Genomic DNA, 12036 nt, shown 5'->3' with positions numbered 1-12036 from the left:
GGGATTGAAAGTTAACAGCTTCCCAAGCTGTTTACAACAAAAATTTGAGGGGAAGGCTCAGGCTCTGACCCCGAATTTTCAGGCCAGGCCGGCCAGGCGGGCGTTGCGCTCGCGTTCCAGCTTGGTGATGTAGCGTTGCACGGCGGCCAGGTTGCCGCGCGAGATGTCGATGAACTGGCAGCCGAGGCGGCGGCTCGTCTTGTTGTTGAGCAGCGTCATGTCGATCGAGTTGCGGACTTGCAACGAGCAGGTCACCGGCCCGATTTCCGGCAGGTCGATGCGGCAGTTCGGGAAGGTGTCGCCGATGGTCGTGCCGAGCTGCAGCTTGCTGTCGTGGATCGCGACACCGCCACAGCTGATGTCCGCCAGCGGGAACACGGCGGTGCCGCCGCCCAGCTCGGCCGGCAGGGGGATCGTCGCGCGCACGGGATTCGTCACCGGCGTCGGCATGCGGTAGAACTCGCGCCGCTGCAGGCGGATCAGGCTCGCGGGAATCGCGGCGGACAATGCGGCCCCGCCTTCGAATTGCACTTCGCGCAGGTTGTCCAGGCCGAACACGATGCGGATCTTGTCCAGCGACGTGTCGCACCGGACCGTGCCGGCCGCCACGATGCGCGTGTTCTGCTCGGGGCTGACGGAGCAGTCGATGACGACGGTGCCCGCATCCGGATCGACGGCCAGCAGCGACGTGACGCAGACGTCCGCCTCGCCCTTGATCAGCATGCGGATCAGCTGGTTCTTTTCGGCGATCTGGCGCAGCAGGGCCACGATCTCCCTGGGCGACTCGACTTCGTAGTCGTGCCAGGCTTCTAGTTCGGCGTCAGTGATTGCTTGCATCTGTGTCAACCGGAGTGCTTTCTTGGGGTGGGAGGAGGCGTGCCGTGTCCGGTGCGGGCGGTGGTGTCTGCCCGGAAACTTGCGCGGATTCAATATAATAGAGCCAGGCCAATAGTTCGGCAATGGCGCGGTAGAGGGCCGGCGGGATCTGGCGGTCGAGGTCGACTTTCATCAGCAACGCCACCAGTTCCTTCGATTCGTGCACGAACACGCCGGCCTCTTGCGCGCGGCCGATGATCTGCTCGGCGACGAGACCCTTGCCCTTCGCGACGACCTTCGGCGCGGCATCGCCGGCGCCGTACGCGAGCGCCACGGCGCTCTGGCGGCGCGTCGGCTTATCGTTGTCCATCGTCATGGACGGTGAGCGTGGAGAGCGGCGTGCCGGCCGCGTCGAGCGCGTCGGCCAGGCGCGCGCGGTGCGCATCCAGCAAGCCTTTGACCGATTCGTCCTGGGCATCGAGGCGGATGTGCAACTGGCCGCCGGACAGCACGACGCGCGCCGCCACCTCGCCCAACGCGCCGAAGCGCAGGCGCAGGCTGCTCTGCCACGTGCCGCCGTTCTCATCCTCGCCGCCGTCCTGACGGCCGGACGCGTCCCGTTCGACGTCCCATTGCATGTCGCGGCCCGGCCACAACTGGCCCTGCCAGGCGGCGCGGCCCTGTTCGTGTGCATTCAGCTGCAGGTTGATGAACTGGGCCGTGTTCGGATCGGTGGGCGGCGGCATGCCGCGCGCCTGCGGCTCGGCCGCGAGGTCGGCGCGGGGGCGGGCGCCTTCGGCCCATTCGGCCACGTGCGATTCGTAGAACAGGCCGCTCTTGCCGAGGCCGTCCTTCAGTGCCTGCGCGATGGCGCCGGCGTCCAGCGACGGCCCGCCCAACAGCGGCGTGCGCCCGACCGCGGCGGTGGCTTGTGTGTCCGCTTTCTGCGCGGCCGCGATGACGTCGCCCAGCATCTTGCCGGCCGTGCTGATCGACGTGTTGGCGCCGTCGGCCGCGCCGCCCGGCAGTTGTGCGAGACCGCGCGCGCCTGCGAGCAGGGCGGCCGTGCGCGTGAGCGCGGCGGCATCCTTGCCTTCGAGATAAGCGAGCGTAGGCTCCTGCGGGCTGGCGCCTTCCGGCAGCGGCGGGCCGGCTTCGGCGAAGGCGGGGGCACCCTGGCCCGTCTGGACCTGGAACGTGGGGCGAGGCGCGACCGTCACGAGGGTCAGCGGCACCTGCGTGCCGACCTGCGTGCCCTGGGGCAGCGGCATGCGCGCCGCCATGTCGTTGATGCGCACGACGAAGCTGCCGTCGGGCAGTTTCGCCAACACGTCGGCTGGCATCGACTGGCCGACGAGGTTGGCGAGCGCGCGCGCAAAGGCTTGCTGGCGCGGGTCGCCGACGGGTAAGGCGGGACGGGCTGCCGCGACCGGGGTCAGCGAGACGCTATCGCGCGGCAGCATCGTTCAGGTCAGACGCCGTAGGCGCGCGCGACGCGGCGTTCGACAGTCTTGTTCGAGATCATGGCCTGCAGCTTCGCCATCCACGGCTGGGTCAGGTCGCGGATCTTGCGGTCGGAATCGAGCATCTTGCGGATGGCGTTGACCTTGCGCACGCGCTCCTGGCCGGCCAGCGCCGTGTCGCCGTTGTCCTTCAACTGGCGCACGCAGGCGGCGCACTGGTGTTCGAGCTGGAGCAGGCGGTCCCAGTCGGCCGCGGTGGCGGCGGCCAGCATCTGGTCGGTGATGCCGACCATGGCTTCGTACAGCGAGGCGATTTCGGTATTCGTCATCATCGTCGTGGCTCCGATCATGCGCTCGCCAGGGTCGAGGCTTTCGGCATGGCCGTGGGCGCAGCGACCTGCTGCTGCGGCTGGACCTTGTCGCCGATTTCCACCCACGCGCCGCGCAGGTCGGCCAGCAGGCCGTGCACTTCGTCGATGATGGTCACGTCGTTCTTCAGGTTCGCGTGCAGCAGGCGCCGGCTCATGTAGTCGTACAGGGCGTCCAGGTTGGCCGCGATCTCGCCGCCGGCGTTCTTGTCGAGCGAGGCGCGCAGGCCGTTGTCGATGATCGAGATGGCCTTCGAGATGGCCGAACCCTTGGCGGCGATGTTGCCGGCGGCGATGTTCGTCTTGGCGCCGAGCAGCGCGACGAGGGCGCCGTCGTACAGCATGACGATCAGCTTGTGCGGCGAGGCCGACGTGATGCCGGTCTCGAGGCTCACGTTGTGATAGGCGTTGACGCCGCGTTTCATCGTTCCAAACATGGTGGTTCTCCAAAAATCCAGTTATCGGTTGGCCGCGAGGGCTGCCAACTGCTGCGTCAGATAGCTTTGGGTGCTCTGCATCGACTGCAGCATCGTGTCGAGCGAGGTAAATTGTTTTCGATACATGGCTTCCAGCTGGGTCAAGTGATCGCTGAAGGCGTCGCGCTGTTTGGCCACTGCCTTGATGCTGGCGTTCAGGCCGTCGGTTTTGCTGTTGAGGACGCTGTCCTTGCCGGTGAAGCTCGTGGCCAGGTTCGTCAACTGGTAGGCATAGCCTTGCGAAAAGGTCACGGTGCCGCGGTCGCCGGTGGCGCCGGTCTTGACCGTGATCTGGATACCCGCCGCCGGCGAACCGTCGGCCGCCGTCAGCGACTGGCCGTTGCCCGTCGCGGCGACGTTGCCGATGGTGCCTTCGATGTCGGTGCCGACGGCCGGCGTGGCGCTACCGAAGAGGTCACTGACGGCCGTGCCCGTGACGCCCGCGATCGAGATGTTCGACGTCGAGCCGTATTTGCTGGACGAGATCGACAGGTGGCCGGTGCCGTCCACCGAGGTCTCGACCGCGTCGCCGGCGCCCGCGAACGTGGCGTTGCCGTTGATGGCGGCGCGCAGCATCGACGCGAGCTGGTCGTTCGCATAGATGCCGGCCGGGATCGCGATGTTCTGGACTTTCGAATCCGTGGCCGGATCCGTCTGGTTCAGCGTGACGGTCCAGGTGGTGTTCGAGGCAATCGTCGTCGAGCCGGACAGGGGATTGGCGCCGCTCAGCGTGCCCTGCGTGGCCATGTGCGTGATGTTCACGGCATACTCGCCCGGCTTGGTGGCCGCCGTCGATTTGTCGAACGTGATGTTGCCGTCGCTGGCCGCGCCGACGGCCGCGAACAGGCCGCTGATGTCGCTGAAATTGCTGGACATGGCGTTGTTCAGCTTGGTCGAGTCGAGCGCCAGGCTGCCGTCCTTCTGGAACGAGACGCCGATCTGGCTGAGGTTCGACAGGCTGCTGTCCAGGCCTTCGACCTTGGTGCCCAGCGCGCGCCGCAACTGGGTCTGGATCGAACGGACGGCCGAGTCGCCCTGCAGCACGCCGCCCGTCTTGGTGTCGGCGTTGTAGCTCGAGAGACCGGAAATCGTCTTGTTCAGGTCGTTGTAGGCCTTGACGAAACCGTTGATGGCATCCGTCACCGCGCTCTTGTTCTGCGACACGGTCAGCGTCGTGCTGCCGGTCGTGGACAGGTCCAGGCTCACGCCCTGGATGACGTCGTCCACCGTCGTGTCGGCACTGCTGACCGCGATGCCGTTCATGGTCAGCTTGGTGTCCTGCGCGCCGCTCGTCTGCGTGAGGGCCTGCGTGCCGTTCGGATCATAGGCCAGCAGGCTGGCGAGGCCGGCGTTGACGGGGCCGCCGTCGGCGCCATCCACGGTGATCTTCATGGCCGACTTCTCGCCCGTCTTGTTCGACGTGATCACGAGGTGGTACGGGTTGTCGCCGCCGTCCGAGACGATGGTGGCGGTGACGCCTACGTTGGCCTTGTTGATGGCGTCGCGGATGCCCTGCAGGGTCTGGTCCTTCGTGTCCAGCGTCACGGTGCCGCTGGCCTGGGCGCCGTCCTGGGTGAACCCGGCGCCGATGTAGCTGCCGGCGCTGCCCGCCGTGAGGCCCGCCGCGCCCGGGTTGTTGCCGCCGACGAGTATCTGGCTGCCGTCCTTTGAACTCAGCGTGATGCCGGCCGTACTGGTGGCGTCCGAGCCCGTGTTGGCCGCGCCGGGAGCCAGGCCGATGCCGCCCGTGACGGTGCCGCTGACGGCTTCCGTGACGCTGATGTTGGAACCGTCGGCGGCGAAGAACTGCAGGTCGCCGTTGGCGGCCGAGCCGGTGAACGTGATGTTGGCGGCGGCCAACTGGTTCGTGACGGTGTTGGTGCCGAGCGCGGTGTCGAGCGACGCGGCCGTGACGGTGGTACTGCCGTCCGAACTGGCCAGCTGGACGCCGCCCACGGTCAACGCATAGTTGCCGCCGGTGCCGACGACCACGTCGCCGAAGGTGCCGAACATCGTGGCCGAGGTGGACGTGATGCCGGCCTTGGCCGTGACGCCCGTCGTATCCGTTTCGTCGTTGATGGCCGAGGCGAGGTCGCGTGCGCTGCGCGTCGTGCCGTTCGTGCTGATCGCCGTGCCGTTGATGGTCAGCGAGCCGGTCGCGATGCCGGACGCTGCGCTGGCCAGGCTCAGCGCGGCGCCGGCCACGCCGAACGTGCCGCCGCCGATGCTGCCGAACTGGAACGTGAGCGTCGTCTTGGCGCCGTCGCCGATCTGCGCCGTATTGCTGGCCTGGCCGCCCGTCATGAGGCTTTGTGCCTGCGCGAGCTGGCTGACGTTGATCTTGTACTTGCCGGGCACGGCGCCGGCGCCGGGAGTGGCCGTCAGGAGATCCTTGTTGCTGGACGAGCTGCTCAGCGCGCTGAAGGTGTTGGCCGAGTTCAGCGTCGTCAGCGCACCCTGAAAGACGCCGACTGCCGCACTGACCTTGCCGTACGCCTGCAGCTTGGTCTGGTAGTCAGTCGTTTTCTTGTCGTAATTGTCGAGCGGCGCCGATTCGGCCGACATCAGCTTGCTGACGAGACCGTTGACGTCGAGGCCGGAGCCGATACCAGGTGAGCTGATTCCCACTTGTTTCTCCTGTGAAAGCGATAATGTAAGTCATTATCGACAGAAGCAAACCGTACTTGAGAGTGGGAAATGTGCGTTATTTCCGTGCCAGAACAATTTGGTAGGAAAAATGCAATAGAGAAAGGGAATAGGCAGGAAGCGCGGGCCGCGGGCCCACGCTTCACGGTGAAGCGGACATCGAGCGCTCAGGCCGTCTGGTTGATGAGGAGGCCCTGCTGCATCTTGTCGATCGACTTGGCGATCTGCAGCGCTTCCTTCGAAGGGATCTGACGGACAACCTCCTTCGTGCTCTGGTCGATGACCTTGACCACGATGTCCTTGCTGTCCTCGTCGATCGTGAATTGCAGGCTTTGCGACGAACCCAGCATGGCGTCGTTCATCTTCCTGACAGCGGCCGACACATCCTCGCGCGACGGCTTGGCGGCGTCGGCAAGCTTGCTCTTGCCGGCCGACTCCGTCTCACCCGTTGGCGTCGCCGGCTGGGCCGGGCGATCCTCCACTCGGGGAGAAACAGGTGAACCCACTGGTTGTATGTTCATGATGAATTCCCTAGCAAAAATTCCCCGGCTGAATTACTCCAGCCGAGGAATCACTTTACACCGCTATCGGTGGCTTATTGCGACTGATTAGCCACGCAGCAGCGACAGGACACCGTTCGGCAGCGAGTTGGCCTGGGCCAGCATCGAGGTACCGGCCTGCTGCAGGATCTGGCCGCGGGTCATGTTCGCGGTTTCCGAAGCGAAGTCGGTGTCGACGATACGGCTGCGCGATGCCGACAGGTTCTCGGTCGACGACTGCAGGTTCGAGATCGCCGAGCTGAAGCGCGACTGCAGTGCGCCGAGCTGGGCGCGCTGGTCGTTGACCTTGGCCAGGGCGGCATCGGCGATCTTGATTGCCTGCTGGGCGTTGGCGAAGCTGCCGACGTCGATATCCGACACTTTTTTCAGATCCGACGAGGTTGCCAGACCGAAGCCGCTGGTGTCGGTGGCCGAGAAGCTTTCGCTCGAGTCAAGCGTGATCGTGCCCTTGGCGATGCTCGGCGTGCCGACGGTCGCCGACACCGCGGCGAACGTACCCGCGGCGCCATCGCTGTCGTAGGCGGCGATCTTGCCGTCCGCGGCCGTGTCCAGTTCGGTCAGCTTGATATCGTTGCCGCTGGCGTTGGTCAGCTTCAGGCCCTTCGCGTCCGCATCGTACGATGCCGTCACGCCCGTCTTTGCACTCTGCGCGTTGAACGCGCTGATTGCCGCCGCGTAGTCGTCCGCCGTGCCGGTGCCGGAGCCGATCTTGAATGCCACATTGATGTCGGTCGAATTGTCGGACCCCAGCGCCAGCGTGTAGGCGACGCCAGCCGTGCCCTGGAACCCCACGCTGGTGGTTGCAGTCGCGGTCACGCCGGAATCGGCGGACTTGTTGTTGATGGCGGCAGCCGCATCCTTGGCGGTGCTGTTCGCGGAGATGTCGACCGTTGCCGTGCCCTGGCTGCCGTTGATGACCATTGCGCCGGTACCGCCGACGATCGCGCCGGTATCGATCTGGCCGTCGGTGGTCGTCGTGTTATTGCCATAGACGGACGTGCTGAAATTCGAGCCGGTCATCGAGATCAGCTGGTTGGCGTTGGCGCCGACCTGGAAGTTGGCGGTGCCCATCGAGCCGTCCAGCAGCTTGGTGCCGTTGAATTCGGTAGTGCTGGCGATGCGGTTCAGTTCCGAGGTGAGCTGCGACACTTCGGTCTGCAGGGCTTTACGGTCGCTGGCCGAGTTCGAGGAGTTCGAGGATTGCACGGCCAGTTCGCGGATACGCTGCAGCATGTCGCCCGAGCTCGACAGGGCGCCTTCGGCGGTCTGGGCCATCGACACGCCGTCGTTCGCGTTGCGGGTCGCCTGGTTCATGCCACGGATCTGCGAATTCATACGGTCCGAAATTGCCAGACCGGCGGCATCGTCTTTGGCGCTGTTGATGCGCAGGCCCGACGACAGGCGCTGGATCGAGGTGTTGAGCGAAGATTGCGAGGTGGACAGGTTACGCTGAGCGTTCAGGGATGCAACGTTGGTATTGATAACGGACGACATGGTGTCTCTCCAGACTTGGTCTTGCAGGGTGTGGCGACGTGCCACTCATGATCACTTTGGTCTGCCACGCTGTTCCGTGACATTCAAACCGCTGTTGATGCTGGTAACGGTGCTCTACGGAAAAAGTTTAGAGGGCGAGAGCGAAAAAAATCGACATTTTTGTGTCGCCGCCGGAAGCGGGCCTGCCTTGGCGGCGACGAATTCGGGAACTTTAGGGTGAAAAAAAATATTTTTTCGTGGCCAGGCTTGTCAGTCAGCCACCACCACGCGGTTCTTGCCGCTCTGCTTGGCCTGATACATGGCCTTGTCCGCGCGCGCCATCAGGCTGGCCTGCTCCTCGTTCGGATGGCGCAAGGCCACGCCGCACGAGAACGTGATCAGCATCTTCTCGTTGTCGTGCAGGAAGAAATGCTTCGTGAGCTCGCGCTGTACGCGCACCATCGCGGCCGATGCCGCTTCGACATTCGTTTCTGGCAACAGGATGAGGAATTCCTCGCCGCCGAAGCGGGCGATCACGTCCATCGAGCGCAAGGTGTCCCGCACGACTTTCACGAGGTGGCGCAGGGCGTTGTCGCCCGCGAGGTGGCCGTAGGTGTCGTTGAGCTTCTTGAAATTGTCCAGGTCGAGCAGGGCCACGCACAGCGGCGTGCCGCGGCGGTCGGCGCGCGCGCTTTCGCGCTCGAACACGTCGTCGAGGCCGCGCCGGTTGAGGCTGCCCGTCAACTGGTCTTCGCGCACCAGTTCGCTCATGTGCTGCAGCTTCGCTTCCAGATCCTTGATGCGCGCCTCCGCTTCCTGCACCTCCTGGTGCGCGGCCAGCATGCGGTCGCGCGAGGCCATCGCCTCGGCCTGCACGATTTTCGTTTCGCGCAGCACTTCTTCCAGCACCACGTTGAGTTCCTCGATATTGCCGGCACCGCGGATGCGCTCGGAAAAGCCGCCGATCTTTTCGTGGAAATCGCCCGTCGACGCCGCCACGGAACCGAGGCGGTCGATGAACGTCATCATCATGTTCTTGACGGTCGCCTTGACGTCCGCGATGCCGTGCTTCAGCTGCCCCTGCTTGTAGATGACATCCTTCAGGCTGCGCGTGGCGTCTTCCAGCGCGCGGTGGTCGAGCGGACCGGCGATCAGGTCCTGCACGGCGGCGATCTGGCCGCGCATCCAGCTGTCGTCGTCCAGCAGTTCGGATACGTTTTCCAGCAGCAGTTTAAACAGGCGCAGCAGCAGTTCCTGCTGTTCGGCCGTATCGCCGCTCTTCAGTTCGATCTGGTAACACAGGTCTTTCAGGCGCGTCGCGATTTCCTGCAGCGCTTCCTCGCTGTGCGCGGCCTTGACGGCGGCGCCCAGCGATTCCGCTTCGCCCGACAGGTTCGGCGTGCCCGCCAGCAGCGACGCGACGGCGAACGTCAGCGTGCGGCTGAGCAGGTCGCGCAGCAGCTTGGCTTCGCCGTTCTCCACGCCCAGCGACAGCGCGGGGTGCGTGTGGCGGCGCAGGTGTTTCTCGGCCAACTGGGACAGCGTGCGCGCATAGCCGTCCCAGTCGCGCTGCTTGACGGCGCGGTTGAAGCGGGCGCCGAACTCGGCCAGCTCGCCGGGCGTGTCGGCCAGCCTGTGGGCGAAGCCGGACAACACGTTCTCCGCGCCCGGGTTTGCGGGTGGGGCTGGAGGCGGCAGGACGTCGACGCCGGCGATCTCGTTATAGATCTCGCGGTAGGCGTCCGGCGTCGGCGCGATGCGCCGCGTGGCGAGCCGGCGGAACGCTTCGCGTGCGATTTCCGCAGGGTTCAGGCCGGGAACCCCCGGCGGGCGTTGTGAGCTGGACATTTTGGACGTTGCAACATGGCATTATTATTATCGTCATAGTAAGCCGCGGCCAAGAAAACAAATCGCCGATAAAACGCGGAATTACCACTCAGTCTTTACGACTGTATTGACGAAGCGCAAATCAGTCAATGAGCTGGTTGCGGATGGCGTAGTGGGTCAGTTCGGCACTGGTCTTGAGTTTCATCTTGGCCAGCAGGCGCGAGCGGTACTCGCTGACCGTCTTCACCGACAGCGAGAGTTCGCGCGCGATCTCGCTGACGGTCTTGCCGGAGGCGATCATGGTGAGGGTCTGGTATTCGCGGTCGGACAGCGCTTCGTGCACGGGCGCGTCGTGGTTCTCGCCCAACTGGGCCGCCAGCACCTGGGCCAGTTGCGCGCTGACGTAGCGCTGGCCGCCGGCCACCTGGCGGATCGCGTTGACGAGTTCCTTCGGCGCGCTCTGCTTGGTCAGATATCCGGCCGCGCCCGCCTTCAGCGAGCGGATCGCATACTGGTCTTCGCGGTGCATGGACAGCATCAGCACGGCCAGGTCCGGTTGTTCGCCCTTGATCTGCTTGAGCACTTCGATGCCGTTGCGGTCGGGCAGGGAGATGTCGAGCAGCACCACGTTGCAGCGCGATTTGCGGAACAGCTTGACGGCGTCGAGACCGGTCTCGGCTTCGCCCGCGACAACGATGTCGCGCTGTTCGGCGAGGATTTGTTTCAGGCCTTCACGCACGATGGCGTGGTCGTCTGCAATAAAAACGCGGATGCTGGCTTTTTCTGTCATGCTCGGGTGGTTTCGCTGCGTCCGGCCGCGGGGGCGGCCAGCCTGATCTTGACGACGACCATCGTGCCGCCTCCAGGTGCCTGCGACAGGGTGAGCGTGCCGCCCAGTGCCCGGGCGCGTTCGCTCATGCCGCGCAGGCCGAACGACTGGGGCTTCAGGCGGTCGGCGGGCGTGATGCCGCGGCCATTATCGCAGATGCCGAGCGTCAGGTGCTGGCGCTGGCGGCGCAGGCTGACCGTCACGCGCGTGGCGCCCGCGTGTTTCGCGATATTCGTCAGCGCTTCCTGGAAGATGCGGAACAGCGCGGCCGCCTGGTCCGGATCGAGGTCGATTTCCTTGTCGGCGCTGCGGAACACGCAGGCGATGCCCATCTGCTTTTCGAATTCGCGCGCCTGCCACTCGAGCGCGGCGACGAGGCCCAGGTCGAGTGTGCTGGGACGCAGGTCCAGCGAGATGCGGTGCACGGCCTCGATCGTGCGGTCGACGAGGTCGTCCAGGTAATCCGCCTTGTCGCGCAGGGCCGGATCGTCCGGCAGGCGCGCCGCAAGCATCGACAGCGCCATCTTGATCGCGGTGAGATTGCCGCCCAGGTCGTCGTGGATCTCACGCGCGATGCGGGCCCGTTCCTGTTCCTTGACCTGCTGGATGTGGTCCGTCAGCTCGGCCAGCCGCGCACGCGACCGCCGGGTTTCTTCCTGCTCCAGCTTGCTCGCGGTGATGTTGGTCATGATGCCGTCCCACTGGACACCGCCACCGTCCAGCGGCAAGGGCGTCGCGCGCAGGCTGATCCATTTGACGTCGTTCCACGCCTCCACGCAGATGCGGCCTTCCCAGTTCCACGCGGCCAGCGCCGTCCTCGACGCCTCCATCGCGTCCTGGTAACCCTTGCGGTCCTCCGGCAGGATCAGGCGCAAGAAGCGCTCGGGGTCCTGTTGCAGTTCCGACACCGACAGGCCCAGCAGCGCCGTGCACCCCTCGCTCAAATACGGGTACGCCATCGTGCCGTCCGCATGCAGCACGAACTGGTAGACGAGCCCGGGCGTGTGGTTGACGACGGCGTTGAAGCGCGCCTGGTATTGCTCGAGCGCCATGCCGGCCGCCAGTTCCAGCGACAGGTCGTCGCCGATCGCGAGGATCAGCGACCGGCCGTCGCGCACGACGCGCAAGAAGCACAGCTTGATCGGATACGTGGTCCCGTCGGCGCGGCGATGGCGTGTGCGCAGGCTGACCTGGTCGCCGATCTCCTGGCCCAGCGAGCCGATGAGCGCAACGAGTTCGCCGCGGTCGAGCTGGGGCGCCAGGTCGAGCGGCGTCATGCCGCACAAGGCCTTGAGCTCATGGCCGAGGTTGCGGCGCGCGGCCTGGTTGACGTCGGCGAGGCGCAGCGTGTCGGCGTCGAACAGATAGATTTCCGTGGTGGACGCCTGCATCGCGGGCGCGAGGACGGGGGCAGGGGTCGAGGTGTCCGGGCTCATGGTCATGTCATTGGTCTGTCGGTTGGCGCCGGCGCGCACGCCATTGGACCACGAACCGGCGCAGCACCCGCACGAGGCGGCTGGAATGGCGGCCGGCATGGCGCTCGAGCAATACCAGGCGCGCTTCAACGCCGTCGTCAAC

General features: G+C 65.5%; 11 protein-coding genes. All 11 read right to left on the bottom strand.

The features are described 5' to 3' along the window. Positions 1 to 78 precede the first annotated feature (78 nt). Positions 79 to 837: a flagellar brake protein gene (locus tag ACEN88_RS14180; protein ID WP_413340512.1), complete on the bottom strand. Its 759-nt coding sequence runs from the start codon at positions 835 to 837 to the stop codon at positions 79 to 81. After that, entirely contained in the window at positions 821 to 1186 is a 366-nt protein-coding gene (locus ACEN88_RS14175; RefSeq protein WP_160410326.1) for an EscU/YscU/HrcU family type III secretion system export apparatus switch protein, read from the bottom strand. Before ACEN88_RS14175 ends, ACEN88_RS14180 begins: the two co-directional genes overlap by 17 nt. After that, positions 1173 to 2279: a flagellar hook-length control protein FliK gene (locus ACEN88_RS14170; RefSeq protein WP_413340510.1), complete on the bottom strand. Its 1107-nt coding sequence runs from the start codon at positions 2277 to 2279 to the stop codon at positions 1173 to 1175. The genes ACEN88_RS14175 and ACEN88_RS14170 overlap by 14 nt, the downstream gene beginning before the upstream one ends. An 8-nt stretch (positions 2280 to 2287) precedes the next feature. After that, positions 2288 to 2629: a flagellar protein FliT gene (locus ACEN88_RS14165; RefSeq protein WP_413340508.1), complete on the bottom strand. Its 342-nt coding sequence runs from the start codon at positions 2627 to 2629 to the stop codon at positions 2288 to 2290. After that, positions 2626 to 3084: a flagellar export chaperone FliS gene (gene fliS, locus ACEN88_RS14160; protein WP_413340506.1), complete on the bottom strand. Its 459-nt coding sequence runs from the start codon at positions 3082 to 3084 to the stop codon at positions 2626 to 2628. The genes ACEN88_RS14165 and fliS overlap by 4 nt, the downstream gene beginning before the upstream one ends. 21 nt (positions 3085 to 3105) lie before the next feature. Beyond that, a complete protein-coding gene (fliD, locus tag ACEN88_RS14155) occupies positions 3106 to 5751 on the bottom strand; it encodes a flagellar filament capping protein FliD (protein ID WP_413340504.1) in 2646 nt (881 codons plus the stop codon). Between the two features lie 185 nt (positions 5752 to 5936). Next, a complete protein-coding gene (locus ACEN88_RS14150) occupies positions 5937 to 6290 on the bottom strand; it encodes a flagellar protein FlaG (RefSeq protein WP_413340502.1) in 354 nt (117 codons plus the stop codon). Between the two features lie 87 nt (positions 6291 to 6377). Then, the gene (locus ACEN88_RS14145; protein ID WP_413340500.1) at positions 6378 to 7823 is read right to left on the bottom strand and encodes a flagellin; all 1446 of its coding nucleotides are present in this window, start codon (positions 7821 to 7823) and stop codon (positions 6378 to 6380) included. Between the two features lie 249 nt (positions 7824 to 8072). Next, on the bottom strand, positions 8073 to 9650 hold the full coding sequence (locus tag ACEN88_RS14140) for a GGDEF domain-containing protein (RefSeq protein ID WP_413340499.1): 1578 nt from the start codon (positions 9648 to 9650) through the stop codon (positions 8073 to 8075). Positions 9651 to 9771: 121 nt separating this feature from the next. After that, positions 9772 to 10419 carry a response regulator gene (locus tag ACEN88_RS14135; RefSeq protein ID WP_413340498.1) on the bottom strand — a complete coding sequence of 216 codons (648 nt, stop codon included), beginning with the start codon at positions 10417 to 10419 and terminating at the stop codon, positions 9772 to 9774. Beyond that, a complete protein-coding gene (locus ACEN88_RS14130) occupies positions 10416 to 11894 on the bottom strand; it encodes a histidine kinase (RefSeq protein WP_413340497.1) in 1479 nt (492 codons plus the stop codon). Before ACEN88_RS14130 ends, ACEN88_RS14135 begins: the two co-directional genes overlap by 4 nt. Positions 11895 to 12036: the final 142 nt, after the last annotated feature.

Origin of the sequence: Massilia sp. CT11-108, from assembly GCF_047302915.1 — a bacterium.
GTDB lineage: Bacteria > Pseudomonadota > Gammaproteobacteria > Burkholderiales > Burkholderiaceae_D > Telluria > Telluria orientalis.
Note: the sequence above shows the minus strand (reverse complement) of the source record. Positions and strands in the feature narration are given on the sequence as shown.

Excerpts from the sequence above, each read along its gene's own strand:
- ACEN88_RS14180 (WP_413340512.1), bottom strand. The coding sequence starts at position 837 with ATGCAAGCAATCACTGACGCCGAACTAGAAGCCTGGCACGACTACGAA.
- ACEN88_RS14175 (WP_160410326.1), bottom strand. The coding sequence starts at position 1,186 with ATGGACAACGATAAGCCGACGCGCCGCCAGAGCGCCGTGGCGCTCGCG.
- ACEN88_RS14170 (WP_413340510.1), bottom strand. The coding sequence starts at position 2,279 with ATGCTGCCGCGCGATAGCGTCTCGCTGACCCCGGTCGCGGCAGCCCGT.
- ACEN88_RS14165 (WP_413340508.1), bottom strand. The coding sequence starts at position 2,629 with ATGATCGGAGCCACGACGATGATGACGAATACCGAAATCGCCTCGCTG.
- fliS (WP_413340506.1), bottom strand. The coding sequence starts at position 3,084 with ATGTTTGGAACGATGAAACGCGGCGTCAACGCCTATCACAACGTGAGC.
- ACEN88_RS14150 (WP_413340502.1), bottom strand. The coding sequence starts at position 6,290 with ATGAACATACAACCAGTGGGTTCACCTGTTTCTCCCCGAGTGGAGGAT.
- ACEN88_RS14145 (WP_413340500.1), bottom strand. The coding sequence starts at position 7,823 with ATGTCGTCCGTTATCAATACCAACGTTGCATCCCTGAACGCTCAGCGT.
- ACEN88_RS14140 (WP_413340499.1), bottom strand. The coding sequence starts at position 9,650 with ATGTCCAGCTCACAACGCCCGCCGGGGGTTCCCGGCCTGAACCCTGCG.
- ACEN88_RS14135 (WP_413340498.1), bottom strand. The coding sequence starts at position 10,419 with ATGACAGAAAAAGCCAGCATCCGCGTTTTTATTGCAGACGACCACGCC.
- ACEN88_RS14130 (WP_413340497.1), bottom strand. The coding sequence starts at position 11,894 with ATGAGCCCGGACACCTCGACCCCTGCCCCCGTCCTCGCGCCCGCGATG.